At 74.9% G+C, this 15396-nt stretch carries 12 protein-coding genes; 6 read left to right on the top strand and 6 right to left on the bottom strand.

All coding sequences use genetic code 11. The features are described 5' to 3' along the window. Nucleotides 1-47 precede the first annotated feature (47 nt). The 4 genes from ACFF45_RS14630 to ACFF45_RS14615 form a co-directional block, all read right to left on the bottom strand. Nucleotides 48-527, bottom strand: coding sequence for an NUDIX hydrolase (locus ACFF45_RS14630; protein WP_381346367.1), 480 nt, complete (start codon nt 525-527; stop codon nt 48-50). Nucleotides 528-594: 67 nt separating this feature from the next. Then, nucleotides 595-2205: an apolipoprotein N-acyltransferase gene (lnt, locus tag ACFF45_RS14625; RefSeq protein ID WP_381346365.1), complete on the bottom strand. Its 1611-nt coding sequence runs from the start codon at nt 2203-2205 to the stop codon at nt 595-597. A 485-nt stretch (nt 2206-2690) separates the two neighbouring features. After that, a complete protein-coding gene (locus ACFF45_RS14620) occupies nt 2691-3239 on the bottom strand; it encodes a hypothetical protein (RefSeq protein WP_381346363.1) in 549 nt (182 codons plus the stop codon). 275 nt (nt 3240-3514) lie between these two features. Beyond that, the gene (locus ACFF45_RS14615) at nt 3515-4300 is read right to left on the bottom strand and encodes a glutamate racemase (RefSeq protein ID WP_381346362.1); all 786 of its coding nucleotides are present in this window, start codon (nt 4298-4300) and stop codon (nt 3515-3517) included. Between the two features lie 57 nt (nt 4301-4357). Here ACFF45_RS14615 and ACFF45_RS14610 point away from each other — a divergent pair, with 57 nt between their 5' ends. After that, entirely contained in the window at nt 4358-5533 is a 1176-nt protein-coding gene (locus tag ACFF45_RS14610; protein ID WP_381346360.1) for a glycosyltransferase, read from the top strand. A 31-nt stretch (nt 5534-5564) separates the two neighbouring features. On the opposite strand, the gene ACFF45_RS14605 is transcribed toward ACFF45_RS14610, so the two are convergent. Continuing rightward, on the bottom strand, nt 5565-6803 hold the full coding sequence (locus ACFF45_RS14605; protein ID WP_381346416.1) for a TerD family protein: 1239 nt from the start codon (nt 6801-6803) through the stop codon (nt 5565-5567). Between the two features lie 273 nt (nt 6804-7076). Here ACFF45_RS14605 and ACFF45_RS14600 point away from each other — a divergent pair, with 273 nt between their 5' ends. The 4 genes from ACFF45_RS14600 (at nt 7077) to ACFF45_RS14585 (ending at nt 11752) form a co-directional block, all read left to right on the top strand. Then, a complete protein-coding gene (locus ACFF45_RS14600) occupies nt 7077-7508 on the top strand; it encodes a DUF6643 family protein (protein ID WP_381346358.1) in 432 nt (143 codons plus the stop codon). Between the two features lie 42 nt (nt 7509-7550). Further along, nucleotides 7551-8372 carry an MOSC domain-containing protein gene (locus ACFF45_RS14595; protein WP_381346356.1) on the top strand — a complete coding sequence of 274 codons (822 nt, stop codon included), beginning with the start codon at nt 7551-7553 and terminating at the stop codon, nt 8370-8372. Nucleotides 8373-8546: 174 nt separating this feature from the next. Then, nucleotides 8547-9149: an Rv1733c family protein gene (locus tag ACFF45_RS14590; RefSeq protein ID WP_381346354.1), complete on the top strand. Its 603-nt coding sequence runs from the start codon at nt 8547-8549 to the stop codon at nt 9147-9149. A gap of 161 nt (nt 9150-9310) precedes the next feature. After that, complete coding sequence (locus ACFF45_RS14585) at nt 9311-11752, top strand: right-handed parallel beta-helix repeat-containing protein (protein WP_381346352.1); 2442 nt, start codon at nt 9311-9313, stop codon at nt 11750-11752. Between the two features lie 45 nt (nt 11753-11797). Here ACFF45_RS14585 and ACFF45_RS14580 read toward each other — a convergent pair whose 3' ends face one another. Beyond that, complete coding sequence (locus tag ACFF45_RS14580) at nt 11798-14143, bottom strand: hypothetical protein (protein WP_381346350.1); 2346 nt, start codon at nt 14141-14143, stop codon at nt 11798-11800. Between the two features lie 304 nt (nt 14144-14447). Between ACFF45_RS14580 and ACFF45_RS14575 the strand changes: the two genes are divergently transcribed. Then, nucleotides 14448-15278 carry a DeoR/GlpR family DNA-binding transcription regulator gene (locus tag ACFF45_RS14575; RefSeq protein ID WP_381346348.1) on the top strand — a complete coding sequence of 277 codons (831 nt, stop codon included), beginning with the start codon at nt 14448-14450 and terminating at the stop codon, nt 15276-15278. Nucleotides 15279-15396: the final 118 nt, after the last annotated feature.

The following is a 15396-nucleotide window of genomic DNA, read 5'->3' as shown; positions in this document are numbered from 1 at the left end:
CCCTAGGCAGCGCCCGCCCCCCGCCCCATGTGGTCAGCCCCCATACTTCATTCGAAAGTCGTGGACTCGAACCATGTGGGGGCGTCCGACAGGGCTTGCTTGATCCGCAGCACCCCGAACTCGTTGAGCTCCGGCAGGGCGTCGACGTCGAACCAGGCGACGTCCAGCGACTCGTCGTCGTTCACCCGCGCCTCACCGCCGAGGGCCCGGCAGCGGAAGGTGATGTCCATGTACTGGCAGGTGTCGCCGTTGCCGTACGTGATCGGCTGGAGCGCCTGGACCAGTACCACGCGCTCGGGCAGGCAGTGCACGGCGGTCTCCTCGTGGACCTCCCGCACGGCGCAGGCGGCGGGCTGCTCCCCCGGGTCCGGGATGCCGCCGATCAGGGACCACCGCCCGGTGTCGGAACGGCGGTTCAGCAGCACTCTTCCGTCGTCGTCGAGGACGACCGCGGTGATCCCGGGGAGCCAGAGCAGCTGATGCCCGGCGGACGCCCGCAGGGTGCGGATGAAGTCTGGAGTAGCCATGCGGCGACCTTAACGGGCGGCCCGCGCGGCGCCGGACCGGTTCCGGGGGCGTACGGCGGGTGGACGGCTACGCGTCACCCGTGCGCCGCCCGCGCGCGGTGGCGACCGCCCGGCCGAGACCACCCGCCGCGACCAGCACCAGGGCGGTCTCCGGCAGGATCCCGAGCCGGGTGGCGGGCGTGAGGGACGAGCGCAGCGGCACCTCCTGGACCAGCGAGTCGGCGACGAACATGCCGGTGCGCCGGGTGATCGTGCCGTCCGGCAGGATGATCGCGCTCACGCCGCTGGTCACCGGGACCGCGACGGTCCGGCTGTGCTCGACGGCGCGCACGCGGGACATGGCGAGCTGCTGGTAGGTCATCTCGCTGCGGTCGAAGGTCGCGTTGTTGCTCGGCACGGAGATCAGCTCGGCGCCGTCGGTGACCTCGGAGCGCACGGCCCAGTCGAACGCCGCCTCGTAACAGGTGACCAGGCCGACCGTGGCGCCGTCCATGGCGAACACGCCCGGCTCGGTGCCCCGGCTGAAGTCCTGGCGGACCATCGACGTCCAGCTCTCGTTGATCATGTCGAGCAGCGGCCGCAGCGGCAGGTACTCGCCGAACGGCTGGATCTGCCGCTTGTCGTAGGTGTCGACGGGCCCCTTCTCCGGATCCCACAGGATCTGCTCGTTCAGGAGCTTCCCGTCGCGCTCGACGACGCCGCCGACCGAGATGGGCACACCGACCGCCTTGGCCGCGCGGTCGATGACCGCGTAGGCGTCGGGGTTGGCGAAGGGGTCGATGTCGGAGGAGTTCTCCGGCCAGAGCACGAAGTCCGGCTCGGCCACCTCGCCCGCGTCGATCTCGGCGGCCAGGCGCTCCGTCTCGCGCGCGTGGTAGTCGAGTACCGCCCGCCGCTGGGAGTTGAAGTCGAGCCCCGCGCGCGGGACGTTGCCCTGGATCACCGCGACGGTGGCGGTGCCGGCCTCGGCCCGGTCACTCACGAGGGACCGCGCGGCCAGGGCGGCCAGTACGGGCACGGCCACACTGAGCAGCGCCACGGCCGCCGCTCCCCGCCGCACCGCGCGCGTGCGCCGCGCCTCCAGGGCCAGCCGTCCGGCCTCGTACAGGCCGAACCCGCACAGGACGACCGCGAAGCCGAGCACCGGCGTGCCGCCGACCGCGGCCAGCGGCAGGAACACGCCGTCCGCCTGCCCGAAGGCGATCTTGCCCCAGGGGAAGCCGCTGAACGGCACCCGCGCGCGTGCCGCCTCACCGGCGGTCCACACCGCCGCCGCCCACAGGGGCCGGCCCGGCAGCCCGGACACCGCCGCGACGCCCACGCCCACCAGCGCCACGAAGAGCGCCTCGACGGCCACCAGGGCGAGCCAGGGGCCGGGACCGACCTCCACGCCGGTCCACACCAGCAGCGGCATCAGGAACCCGAGGCCGAAGAGGTAGCCGAGGCCGAAAGCGGCCTTCCGGCTCCGGCCGCGCAGCACCCAGCCGAAGACGGCGAAGGCCGGCAGGGCCAGCCACCACAGGGTGCGCGGCGGGAAGCTGACGTAGAGGAGCACTCCGGAGAGCGCCGCGGCGGCGGCCGGAACGAGGCGGCGCAGCCACCGGGCGGCGCGCGATGCGGGCGCGGTACGGCGGCCTGCGGCGTCCGACTCGTCCACGGGGGTTGCGGTGACGGTCACTCCGGGAGTGTACGGCGACCGTCCGAACGGCCCACAGCGCGGTCGAACCGTTCCTTCCCCACCCGTGCGACATCGTTTCTGCACCAGCCCCGAACCGCTCACAAGCCGTTGCCGTGTGCCCGAGCCCGCGTGGCGGGACGGCCCGGGCCCGTCACAGGTCGGAAGAGCGGCCGGTCGCGGGGGGCGGGCGGGGTCCACGGGGGTGACGTCGACGGCCGGGACGGACGCCGACGGGGGAAGACGCAGCGCCTCCGACGCGGCGGGCGTGGTCGTGCTCGGCACCTGTGCCCTCTGGTCGCTGATCACGGCGGGCGCCCGGAGGGTGTGCCGCCGGCGGTGGCCGCCGGTTACGCCGCGGGCCGCATCTGCGGGGCGCTCGCTCCGGTCGCCGCATCCGTGACCGGGGCGCCGGCCGGAGCCGGACCGGCGGTCACCGTGCCGCGCCTCGCCCCAGGACCGCAGCCCGGCGGGCGCGCCCCGCGGTCTCAGCGCAGGGGCCCCGGTGTGGTCGGCCGCAGCCGCTCCTCGATGACCCGTACGGCCGTCTCCGCGTTGTCCACGGTGATCGTGAACGTGTGACCGTCCCACAGCCGCAGCGCCACGCCCTCGCCCCGCCGTACGACGACCGCGGTGCCCTTCTCGGGCCGCCAGCGGTAGCCCCAGCCGCCCCATTGGCGCGGGGTGACGTGCGGGACGAACTCCGCGCCGGCGACCTGCGACAGCGGGATACGGCGGCGCGGGACGCCGATGTGGCCGCAGCGCACCTCCAGGCACTCCATGTCCACCCGCAGGGCGACGTGCACGAACGCGAGCGTGCCGAACAGCACCAGCAGTCCGGCGGCGATGCAGCCGACGACGGACATCACCAGCGGGGCGAGGCCGTCGTCCGTCCACGCGGAGGCGACGGCCAGCTCGATGCCGAGCGCCACGCAGGCGGCGCCGACCAGCGCCAGCAGCCACTGGACCCGGTTGGTGGCCCGGCCGGTCCAGACCTCGGGGGGCGGGGTGTGCTCGCCGCGGGGGTGGTCCCTCATGCCATCGAGACTACTCACGTTTCGCTGAGCGGGTACCGGGTCGCAGACAGTGACGGGCGTCCCGGAGAACCGCACGGACCGAGAACGTCCGTCACTGCCGGGCGGTAACGGACGGAGAGCTTCCACCAGTACCGGGAAGTCACGGCCGGAAGGCTTCCACCAGTACCGGGAAGTCACGGCCGGAGGGCTTCCACCCGTAACGGACCGTCACGCACCGATGCCTTACATCCGTGCCCGGCGGTCACGGACCGAGGGCTTCCGTCAGTACCCCGCGGTCACCGCACGGGGCTGGCGGCGGCGAGCAGGCGGCCTTCCGCGTAGGCCAGGGCGGGCGCGGGCAGCGCGCCCTCGCGGCCGCTGAGCAGCACCGTCACACCGCCGAGGGGCGCGGACCCGGGCGCGGGGGGCAGGCCGATCCGGCGCAGCGCCTGGGCGGCCACCGCTCCCGCGGAGCCGTGCAGGACGAGCGGGGGCGGGCCGGGACGCTGCACCGCGGCGCGGATGCGCTCGGCGACCAGCTCGTAGTGGGTGCAGCCCAGGACGACGGTCGTGACGTCGTCGGGGGTCAGCTCGGCGGCCGCGGCGACGGCGCGGTCGATGGCCGACTCGTCGGCGCGTTCGACCGCCTCCGCGAGTCCCCGGCACGGCACCTCGGTGACGTCCACGCCCGCGGCGAAGTCCGCGATGAGTCCGCGCTGATAGGGGCTGCCGGTGGTGGCGGGCGTGGCCCAGATCGCGACCGGGCCGCCGCCGGCCGCGGCCGGCTTGATCGCCGGAACCGTGCCGACCACCGGCAGCGCGGGTTCCAGGCGGGCGCGCAGGGCGGTCAGGGCGTGCACGGTCGCGGTGTTGCAGCCGACGATGAGGGCGTCGGGCCGGTGGGCGGCGGCCGCCTCGGCGACGGCCAGGGCGCGCTCGGTGAGGTCCTGCGGCGTGCGGGGTCCCCAGGGCATGCCGTCGGGGTCGAGGGAGAGGACGAGATCGGCGTCGGGGCGGAGCCGCCGTACCGCTGCGGTGGCCGCCAGCAGACCGATTCCGGAGTCCATGAGCGCGATCTTCACCCGGCCACGATAGACGATGGGCCCCTCACGGCCGGTCCGGTGGGGCACACTGCGCGGGTGAGCGCCTTCCCGTGGATCGCCGCCGGATCACTCGCCGCCTGGCTGTGGCTGCTGCTCTGCCAGGGCTTCTTTTGGCGTACGGACGTTCGATTGCCGCCCCGGAGGGACCCCGCGGACTGGCCTTCCGTCTGTGTCGTCGTCCCCGCGCGCGACGAGGCCGCGGTGCTGCCGGACAGTCTGCCGTCGCTGCTGGCGCAGGACTATCCGGGACGGGCCGAGGTCTTCCTGGTGGACGACGGCAGCACGGACGGCACCGGGGAGCTGGCGCGCGAGCTGGCGCGCCGCCACGGCGGGCTGCCGCTGACCGTGGACTCGCCCGGCGAGCCGCCCACGGGCTGGACGGGCAAGCTCTGGGCGGTGCGGCACGGCATCGGCCTGGCACGCGAGCGTGCCCCCGAGTACCTGCTGCTGACGGACGCCGACATCGCGCACGCGCCGGACAGCCTGCGCGCTCTGGTGGCGGCGGCGCGCACCGGCGGCTTCGACCTCGTCTCGCAGATGGCGCGGCTGCGCGTCGAGAGCACGTGGGAGCGGCTCGTGGTGCCGGCCTTCGTCTACTTCTTCGCGCAGCTGTACCCGTTCCGCCGGATCGGCCGGAAGGGGGCACGGACCAGTGCCGCCGCGGGCGGCTGCGTGCTGCTGCGCGCCGAGGCCGCCGAGCGGGCGCGCGTCCCCGACGCCATCCGGCACGCCGTCATCGACGACGTGGCCCTCGCGCGGGCCGTGCGAGGCGGCGGCGGGCACCTGTGGCTGGGCCTCGCCGAGCGGGTGGACAGCGTGCGTCCCTATCCCCGGCTGCACGACCTGTGGCGCATGGTCGCGCGCAGCGCCTACGCCCAGCTGCGGCACAACCCGCTGCTGCTGGCCGGGACCGTCGCCGGGCTCGCGGTCGTGTACCTGGTGCCGCCCGTGGCGCTGGTCGCGGGCTGGGCGCTGGGGAGCACGGCGACCGCGGTGCCGGGCGGCCTGGCCTGGCTGGTGATGACGGGGACGTACCTGCCCATGCTCCGCTACTACGAGCAGCCGCCCTGGCTCGCTCCCCTGCTGCCCCTCACCGCGTTCTTGTACCTGCTCATGACGGTCGATTCGGCGGTGCTGCACTACAAGGGGCGCGGCGCGTCCTGGAAGGGCCGCACCTACGCGCGTCCGGGTGCCGTCCCCGACGAGGGGTGAGGCGCCCGGAGGGCCGGGGGCGCGGCCGGGCTCACTTGCGGCCGGGCGTCCAGTTCATGCCCCACCCGTAGGCCCGGTCCACGGCCCGCTGCATGCTCACCCCGCGGTCGGGCACCAGGTAGCGGGCCTCGCGCTGGACGACCAGGTCGCCGCCGGTGTTGGTGATGAGCGCCAGCGCGCACACCGGCGAGGGGACCGTGCACTCGTCCAGCGAGAACTCGATCGGCGCGCCGAACTGCGGGTGCAGGGTGACCGTGGCGTGCAGGTCGGCGAAGGACCGGGCGCCCTCGTAGATGGTGACGAAGACCAGGATGCGCCGGAACGCCCGCTGGTGGTCGAGGTTGACGGTGAGGTTCTCACCGCTCTCCACCGCACCGGTGCGGTCGTCGCCGTCGAGGTGGATGTACGGCGGCTGGTGCAGGGACCCGAAGGCGTTGCCGAGGGCCTGGACGACGCCCTTGCTGCCGTCGGTGAGTTCGTACAGGGCGCACAGGTCGAGGTCGAGGTCGGAGTGCAGGGCGACGGCACGGCCGCGCTTGCCGCCCCAGCCGGAGAACTGTGTGCGTACCTGCCAGTTGAGGTTCACGCGCAGGGCACCCGACGTTCCGCCCTGCTTGGTGAGCGACACCGAGGGGGAGGCCTTCGTGAGGGTCACCTTGGTGAGCCGGACCGGCGCGGGCGGGGCGGGGGGCGGCACGGCGGGCACGGGCGGGGCGGCGGTCACCGGCGGCGCGCCGGGTGCCGTGTGCTGCGGCTCGTCCACCGTGATGCCGAAGTCCGTGGCCAGGCCCTCCAGGCCGGTGCCGTACCCCTGCCCGACTGCGCGGAACTTCCACGCGCCCTGGCGCCGGTAGAACTCACCGAGCACGAAGGCGGTTTCCACGGTCGCGCCCGCGCTGTCGAACCGCGCCACCACCGTGCCCCGCGCGGCGTCCTTGACCTCGATGTACAGGCCGGGCACCTGCGCGAACGTCCCCCCGTCCGCGGACGCGGCGAGCACGATCGTCTCGACGACGCCCTCCACCCGCGCGAGGTCGACGAGCAGCGTGTCGATGACCTGGCCGCCGGCCTCCCGCCCGCCCTCGTACCGGATCGCTCCAGAGGAGTGCTGCGGCTGGTTGAAGAAGACGAAATCGGCGTCCGAGCGCACCTTTCCGCCCACCAGCAGCAGCGCCGACGCGTCGGTGCCGGGCACGCCGGCACCGGAGCGCCGGCCCACTTCCACCCGCAGTGCCGCCGTCGGCACCGGGACGTTCGAGCCCTTCGGCATTGACATGTCCGCCCCCATCACCTGTCACACGCCCGTTCTCTCCGCGTACCACGCTACGGCGAAGGGCGTCGAACGCCCATCGGATGTGCGCGAAGACGTCGGCCAACCGCCGGTAACACGCTCCGAACTGAGCCTTTACACGATCAAGGAACCACTCGGCGCCCCTTTTCCCCGAGTTCGCTCGGATTGGGGATCCCGCGTCACCGCCGACACGGAAAACAACCCTCTTATCGGTCTCCCCAACCAGCACATCGTGGGCTTAACTTATGTGCCATGACCTCCCCCCGCTCCACCTATGGCGGCGGCTATTCCTCCGCCTCCTTCCCGGACACCCCGATCTACGACTCGCTCGTGGCCGAGCGGGGCACCCCGCAGATCGCCCCGATCCGGGTCCCCGCCGCGTACGACACGCCGGCCGGTCACCACCTGCCCGCGCTCCCGTCCGCGCTGCCCGCCCTCCCGGCGGCCCCGTCCCAGCCCGCCTACGGCTACCCCCAGGCGCCGCAGCCCGCACCGCTGCAGCAGGCGCCGACCGCGTACATCCCCCAGCAGGCCGCCGCGCCGCGCGGCTACCCCGGCCCGCAGCAGCCGCGTCCCGCGGTGCCCGGCGGCACGGGGTACGAGGCGATGCGCCCGGCGGCTCCCCGGCCCGCTCCGGCGCCGTACCAGGACCCCTACAACAACCAGCACTACCGCGGCTACTGATCGGCTCCCGCGGCGGCCGGTGCCACCTGGCACGATGGCCTCATGCGGAACGCGGAGCTGCACTCGATACACGTCCATCCGGTCAAGGCGTTCCGGGGCCGGTCGCCCCGTGAGGCCGCCGTGGAGCCCTGGGGGCTGGCCGGGGACAGACGCTGGGTGCTGATCGACGACGGGGGAAAGGTCGTCACCCAACGCCAGCAGCCACACCTCGCGCTGGCCGCCGCCGAGCTCCTGCCCGGCGGCGTCCGGCTGTCCGCGCCCGGTCTCGACCCGCTGACCGTGCCCGTCCCGGAGCCGGCCGGCACGGTCACGCTGGAGCTCTTCGGCACCAAGGTGGAGGGGGTCCTCGCCGACGACGCCGCACACGCGTGGTGCACCGCGTACGTCGGGGCGGGCACCCGCCTGGTCCACATGGACGACCCGGCCACCCGCCGGCCGGTCGACCCGGACTTCGCGCTGCCCGGCGAGACGGTCACGTTCGCCGACGGCTTCCCGCTGCTGCTCACCACGGTCGCCTCGCTCGACGCCCTCAACTCCCTGGTGGCCGAGGACGGTCTCGCCGAGGAGGGTCCGCTGCCGATGAACCGCTTCCGGCCGAACGTGGTCGTCGCGGGCACCGCGCCCTGGGCCGAGGACCACTGGAGACGCCTCGCCATCGGCGAGGTCGAGTTCCGCGTCGCCAAGATGTGCGGCCGGTGCGTCGTCACCACGACCGACCAGGACACCGCCGAGCGCGGGCGGGAGCCGCTGCGCACCCTGGGGCGGCACCGCCGCATCGGCGGAAAGCTCGTCTTCGGCCAGAACCTCGTCCCCCGGTCACGCGGCACCATCCGGGTCGGTGACCCGGTCCGCGTCCTGGAATGAGCCCTGTCGCCGGGGGAGCCGCCCGGGCGGGAACCCCGGAGCGGTTGCCGGGCGTTGGGCTTTCGTGAGGCGTTCACGGGACCCGGGCCCCGGTGACGTCGCTTCCCCTTCGGCCCGGACCGCGTGTGCACGGCTCCGTCGGGGCTGCCGTGGAGCGGGAAGGGGGTGCGGGACATGCGCGCGTTGCGCGGCCTGTGGCGCTGGCGGCACAATCCGCTGCGCCGCACGACCGATCTCGTCGAGGCCTGGGTGGCACTGGCCGCCCTGCTGCTGATGCTGCTCGCCGCGCCCGCGCTCGGCGCCCTGGCCGGCTCCGCGGCCCAGGACGCCCTCCAGCGGTCCGTCCGGCAGCAGCGCGAGTCCCGGCACCTGGTGACCGCCACCGTCGTCCGGGAGCTGGACCGTGCCGTGCTCGCCGCCGGACCCGAGACGGTCTCGCGGGACATCCGCACGCGGGTGCTCGCCCACTGGACCGCCCCGGACGGCACCGCGCGCAGCGGCCCGGTCGTCATCCGCCTCGACGCCCCGGAGCCGCGCGACCGGTTCACGCTGTGGACCGACGAGCGGGGACGCCCGGCGCCCCGGCCGCTGGACCCCGCGACGGCGACGACGCACGCCGTGCTCGCCGGGGTCGGCGCGGCACTGCTGACCGCGTGCCTGGTCGAGGGCGGCAGACGGCTGATCGTCCGGCGTATGGTCGCGCGCCGGTACGCGCGTTGGGACCGGGCCTGGGAGCGAGCGGGGCCGGACTGGGGCAGGACCGGCACCGGCAGCTGACCGCCTTCCGGCTCCGGTCAACCGGGCGTCCGCGCGCACGCTACGGTGGAGCGGCCGAAGCCGACTTCGGCATCGACCTGCGCGCGAGCGAGCTTGCGAGGGCTGCGGCGCCCGGGGCGAACGAGCCATCAGTACGACCGAGGTGGGGGCACAGCAACGCCATGGCACAGGGCACGGTCCAGGTGACGCACGCCGGTACATCGCGGTGGCGGCGCCGCACGGGTGAGTACGCATCGCTCGCCGCCGCCCTGGAGGCCGCGGCCGACGGTGACGTGCTCACCATCGCCCCCGGGACCTACCGGGAGAACCTCGTGGTCCAGCGGGCGGTGACGCTGCGCGGGCCCGAGGGCTCCCCCGGCTCCGTGCGGATCACGCCCGCCGACGGGGTGCCGCTCACCGTGCGCGCCTCCGCGGTGGTGCACGACCTGCACGTGGAGGGGCAGGACGCGGCGGCGCCCGCGCTGCTCGTTGAGGAGGGCGCGCCGGAACTGACCGACGTGCGGGTGGTCACGCGGTCCGCCTCCGGGATCGAGGTGCGCGGCAGCGCCCGGCCGACGGTGCGGCGGTGCACCGTCGACAACCCGGCGGGCATCGGGATCGCCGTGGTCGACGGCGGGGGCGGGGTGTTCGAGGACTGCGAGGTCGTCGCGGCCGGGCAGGCCGGCGTGGCGGTGCGCGGGGGCGCCCATCCGCGCCTGGAGCGCTGCCGGGTGCACCACGCCTCGGGCTCGGGCCTCACCGCCACCGGTGAGCACTCCGCGCTGGAGGCGGTGGGGTGCGAGGTGTACGAGGTCCGCGGCAGCGGGGTGCAGATCACCGGCCGGGCCACCGCGCACCTCACGGACTGCGACGTCCACCGCACCACGGCCGACGGGGTCACCCTGGACACGGACGCCGTGCTCACCCTCGCCGACTGCCGGATCCACGACATCCCCGAGAACGCCGTCGACCTGCGGTCCCGTTCCGTGCTGACGCTCACCCGCACCAGCGTGCGGCAGTTCGGGCGCAACGGCCTGTCGGTGTGGGACCCGGGCACACGCGTGGACGCCAACCAGTGCGAGATCTTCGACAGCACCGGCGACTATCCGGCGGTGTGGGTGAGCGACGGCGCCACGGCGGTGCTCGACTCCTGCCGGGTGCACGACGTGCCCGACGCGCTGTTCGTGCTCGACCGCGGCTCGCGCGTGGACGTCGTCGACAGCGACCTGTCCCAGGTGCGCAACACGGCCGTGTCGGTGAGCGACGGGGCGACCGCGCAGCTCGACGACTGCCGGATCCGGGACGCCGCGACCGGCGCGTGGTTCCGCGACCACGGCAGTGGCGGCACGCTCAACAACTGCACGGTGGACGGCACCCAGACCGGCGTGATCGTCACCAAGGGCGCCGACCCCACCATCGAGCGGTGCACCGTCGACTCCCCCGCCGAGGCCGGGTTCTACGTCTCGGCGGGCGGCCGCGGCAGCTTCCTCGACTGCCGGGTGCGGGGCAGCGGCGGATACGGCTTCCACGTGCTCGACGGCTGCCGTACGACGCTCAGGAAGTGCCGTACGGAGCGTTGCGCGCGCGGCGGTTACGAGTTCTCCGACGGCGGCCCCGACGCCGGGTCGGGCGCGGGACCGGTCGTCGAGGACTGCACCAGCGACGAGAGCGCGGGACTGCGCACGCCCGTGGCGCCCCCGGAGCCGGCCGTCCAGACGGCCGGTCAGTCGCCGGGCCTTCTGGGCGCGATCCCCGGGCAGCGCACGACCGAGCAGGAGCCGCTGGTCGCCGCCGCCCGCCCGGAGACGCCGGTCCGGACCTCCCAGGACGTCATGGCTGAACTGGACGCCCTGGTGGGCCTGGAGAGCGTCAAGCGCGAGGTGCGGGCCCTCACCGACATGATCGAGGTGGGCCGGCGCCGCCGGCAGGCGGGACTGAAGGCCGCGTCGGTCAAGCGGCACCTGGTCTTCACGGGCTCCCCCGGCACCGGCAAGACGACGGTCGCGCGGCTGTACGGCGAGATCCTCGCCTCGCTCGGCGTGCTGGACAAGGGCCACCTGGTCGAGGTGTCCCGCGTCGACCTGGTCGGCGAGCACATCGGCTCCACCGCGATCCGCACCCAGGAGGCGTTCGACCGGGCGCGCGGCGGTGTGCTGTTCATCGACGAGGCGTACGCGCTGTCCCCGCAGGACGCGGGCCGGGACTTCGGCAAGGAGGCCATCGACACGCTGGTGAAGCTGATGGAGGACCACCGGGACGCGGTCGTGGTGATCGTCGCGGGCTACACGGCCGAGATGGAACGCTTCCTTTCCGTCAACCCCGGTGTGGCGTCCCGTTTCTCCCGCACCATCACCTTCAGCGACTACGGCCCCGAGGAGATGCTGCGGATCGTGGAGCAGCAGGCGGAGGAGCACGAGTACCGGCTGGCGCCGGGCGCCGCCGAAGCCCTGCTGACGTACTTCAGGGCGCTGCCCAAGGGCCCCGCGTTCGGCAACGGCCGCACCGCGCGGCAGACCTTCGAGGCGATGGTCGAGCGGCACGCGAGCCGGGTCGCCCAGCTCGCCGAGCCGAGCACGGACGACCTGACCCTGCTGTACGCGGAGGACCTGCCGGACCTCGGGTGACCCCCCGGGCCCGGCCCCGGCGGGCCGGGCTGCCCCGGGGGGCCGCTACGGCGCGTCTCCCGGCCGCTGGCCCGGCAGGCCGGGGCGGAGCCGGTCCAGCAGCCGGCCGCGCTCCCGGTCGAAGGCGGGGTCGGCCTGGTAGTCGGAGTGGCCGAGGATCGGGGCGGGCAGCGGGTGGAGGTCGTTGCGGGCGTGCGCCATCGGGTCCCGCATCGGCTCGCAGTCCACCTTCGGGCCGGCGCCGCCGGGCAGCTGGACGGGACCGCCGATCGGGTCGGTGAGCCGGTACAGGTTGCGCCAGCAGCCGACCTCCTCGTGCAGGGCACCGAGGGCGGCCGGGCCGAAGTGGGCCGGGAACCAGCGGCCGTACAGCCGCTCCAGCGGTGAGCCGTACGTCAGCAGCGCGACCCGTCCGCGCACGGCCGGCGTCAGCTGCCAGGCGGCCGCGGCGGCGAGGACGCTGCCCTGGGAGTGCCCGGAGAGCACCAGGCGGCCGCCCGTGGTGCGGGTCCACGTGGTGATCCGCCAGGTCAGGTCGGGCACCGCGCGCTCGGCGTAGCAGGGCGGCGCGAAGGGGTGGGCGGCGCGCGGCCAGAAGGTGCCGACGTCCCACAGGACACCGACGGTGCGCCGCGCGGACATGTCCTGGTAGGCGCGCCGGCCCAGGGCGACGAACAGCAGGAAGCCGAGCCCGATCAGCCAGGAGCCGAGTGCCTGGGCGGCTTCCGCGGCGCCGTGGACGAAGGGATGGGCGGTGCGCGCCGCCTCGCTCGGCGTCCTGCCGGTCGTCAGCGCGCCGGCCAGCGCGCCGGTGCCCAGGAGCAGGGAGACGGCGGCGACGGCGGCGACGAACAGGGGGCCGCGGTCGGTGAGGGTGGCCATCGCCCGCGCGCGGGCGATACGGCGGGTGCGCTGCGGGTCCTTGGCCTCGTCGGCCTCGGCCGCCTCATCCACGTAGTCGCGTTCCACCGCGGCGCGCTCGGCGCGGGCCAGCCGCAGGGTGCGCCAGGCCTGCCAGCCGGCGAGCAGCAGCAGGACCGCGAGCAGCGGCGGGATGACGGACGCCTGCCAGGTCAGCAGGACCGGTGCGCCGGGGATGGCGCCCCGGGTGCCGTCCACCCAGTCGGCGACCCGCTGGGACACGCCGCCGGACATCACGCCGCCGAGCGCGCAGGCCAGCATCGCGACGGCGGGTCCGGCCAGGCCCCGCATGGCGGTGCGCGGGTCGGCGTCGCTGCGGTACAGCAGGTGGGCGACGACGGCGAGGGCGATCACCAGCGCACCCTGCGCCAGGGCGATGCCCCCGAAGGCCGCGTCGCCCGGCAGCCGGCCGTCCGATGCCCACCCCGGGCGCTCCCAGCAGGCGTACACCAGGGCGAGCAGGAGCAGGGCCAGGGCGCCGAGCGGCAGATGCCGTACGAGAGAGGCGTCGATCTCCCGGTCGAGGTGCCGCTCGCTGCGGCCGCGCCGGCAGACCACCGCGACCACCAGCACCGCGCCGAGGACGAGTGCCGCCTCCAGCAGCCGTCCGAGCGTCTCCAGGGCGGCCGGGCCGCCCGTGGCGCGGTCGTGCCGGGCCGCGGCCTCGGCGACGGCGGCGGCCACCGTCAGCAGGCCGGCGGCGGTGTGCGCGCCGCGCAGCCGGGCCACCAGGCGCCGGCCGTACCAGAAACCGGGGCGGCCCAGCGCGCTGCGGGCGGTGTCCTCGCCGGGATCGTGGACCATCGGCTGCTCGGACTCGTACGCGCTCCAGGTGCGCCGGGAGAGGTACCAGAGCAGGCCGACCAGGGCGGCGGGCAGCAGGGCGGCCAGGGCGAGGCGGCGGCCCGGCGGGCTCCACCAGCCGTCACCCGACGCGGTGGGCGACAGGAAGCCGAGCCACGTGTGGCGCTCGGCGCACGCGCGCGTGCCCGCGCACTGCCATGCCGTGAGGTCCAGGGCGACCTCGCAGGCGGCCGCGACCAGCAGCACGGTCAGGCTGAGGCCGACGAGCCGCACCAGCAGCCCGTACAGGCGGACGGTGCGGGCGCGGTCGCGGGCCGAGGGCCGCATCCAGTGGGCCAGGTTGGCCACCATGAACGGCAGGAGCAGCAGCCACAGGGCTCGCGCGCCGTTCCCGGAGGTGAGGTTGCACCAGACGTACGCCTCGGGCACCGGGCGGCCGTCCGGGGCCGTGGGGCCGTTCTCCGCCTCCGCGTCGTCGGCGCGGCGGAAGACGGCCGCCGTGTCGTCGCCGGAGATCCGCACGGTGCGCGGGTCGTCCAGCATGTGCTCGGGCGTGGCCCCGCCCACCCCGTGGACCAGCAGTTCGAGCGTGGCCCCGGCCGCCGCCGGGCGGGTCGCGGGGCCGGCCGCCCCGTCGTTCACACCATGTTCCTGCGCGCTGTTCACTGTGCGTGCTTCCCCCGTGTTCTCCGCGGTGCCCCCAGGACGCGCCCAGGGCATGTCCATGAGGGACCAGGATCCCGGTCGGCGGGGGCGGCGCACACCCCGGGTCACGGAATCTCCCCGATCCGTGTGAGGGGCGGGCAGTGGATGAGACGGAGGTGACATGCGCGCGTCGTACAGGCGGTGGCGCGACTCCGGCCAAGCCGTGCGAATATGGGACGCCCACGCACCGGAGCCGGGAGAACGTCCTCGTCGGAGCGGGTGCCCGGGGCGTGTCGGACGGCTTGAGGAAAGGACCGGAGCGTACGTGAGCGAGAATCAGAACCTCCTCGCGGAGCAGCGGCGCGCTTTGATCCTGGACGAGGTGCGGCGGCGCGGGGGCGTGCGGGTCAACGAGCTGACCCGCAAGCTCGGCGTGTCGGACATGACCGTCCGCCGCGACCTGGACGCGCTGGCCCGCCAGGGCGTCCTGGAGAAGGTGCACGGCGGTGCGGTGCCGGTGCTGGAGGCCAGCACGCACGAACCCGGTTTCGAGGCCAAGTCGGGCCTGGAGCTGAGCGCCAAGGAGGACATCGCCAAGGCCGCGGCGGAGCTGGTGGCGCCGGGCTCCGCGATCGCGCTGTCGGGCGGTACGACGACGTACGCGCTGGCGCACCACCTGCTGGAGGTGCCCGACCTCACCGTGGTCACCAACTCGGTGCGGGTGGCCGACGTCTTCCACGCGGCGCAGCGTTCCTCGGGCCAGCGGCAGGGCGCGGCGACGGTGGTGCTGACCGGCGGGGTGCGCACGCCGTCCGACTCCCTGGTGGGGCCGGTGGCCGACCAGGCGATCGCCCGGCTCCACTTCGACGTGCTGTTCCTCGGTGTGCACGGGATATCGGCGGAGGCCGGCCTGTCGACGCCGAACCTCGCGGAGGCCGAGACCAACCGGCGGCTGGTGCAGTCGGCGCGGCGGGTCGTGGTGGTCGCCGACCACACCAAGTGGGGCACGGTGGGCCTGAGTTCCTTCGCGTCGCTGGACCAGGTGGACACGCTGGTGACCGACGCCGGGCTGGCCGCGGAGGCCCGGGAGGACGTCGCGGAGCATCTGCGGCAGCTGATCGTGACGGGCGAGGACGAGGGCGCCGACGAGCTCTGACGCCCGGCGCGGACGGCGGCGGGCGGACGTCCCCGGCAGGCGGTGACGGCCCGGCGGGCCGGCGGGCCAGCGGGCCAGCGGGCCAGCGGGCCAGCGGGCCAGCGGGCCAGCGGGCCAG

Source organism: Streptomyces cinereospinus, assembly GCF_042430725.1.
Lineage (GTDB): Bacteria > Actinomycetota > Actinomycetes > Streptomycetales > Streptomycetaceae > Streptomyces > Streptomyces cinereospinus.
This window is presented reverse-complemented; position numbering and strand designations above follow the sequence as displayed.

Bases quoted from the DNA above. Each gene is read 5' to 3' on its own strand.
- ACFF45_RS14605 (WP_381346416.1), bottom strand. From the start codon at position 6,803: ATGCCGAAGGGCTCGAACGTCCCGGTGCCGACGGCGGCACTGCGGGTG.
- ACFF45_RS14595 (WP_381346356.1), top strand. From the start codon at position 7,551: ATGCGGAACGCGGAGCTGCACTCGATACACGTCCATCCGGTCAAGGCG.
- ACFF45_RS14630 (WP_381346367.1), bottom strand. From the start codon at position 527: ATGGCTACTCCAGACTTCATCCGCACCCTGCGGGCGTCCGCCGGGCAT.
- ACFF45_RS14590 (WP_381346354.1), top strand. From the start codon at position 8,547: ATGCGCGCGTTGCGCGGCCTGTGGCGCTGGCGGCACAATCCGCTGCGC.
- ACFF45_RS14600 (WP_381346358.1), top strand. From the start codon at position 7,077: ATGACCTCCCCCCGCTCCACCTATGGCGGCGGCTATTCCTCCGCCTCC.
- ACFF45_RS14585 (WP_381346352.1), top strand. From the start codon at position 9,311: ATGGCACAGGGCACGGTCCAGGTGACGCACGCCGGTACATCGCGGTGG.
- ACFF45_RS14620 (WP_381346363.1), bottom strand. From the start codon at position 3,239: ATGAGGGACCACCCCCGCGGCGAGCACACCCCGCCCCCCGAGGTCTGG.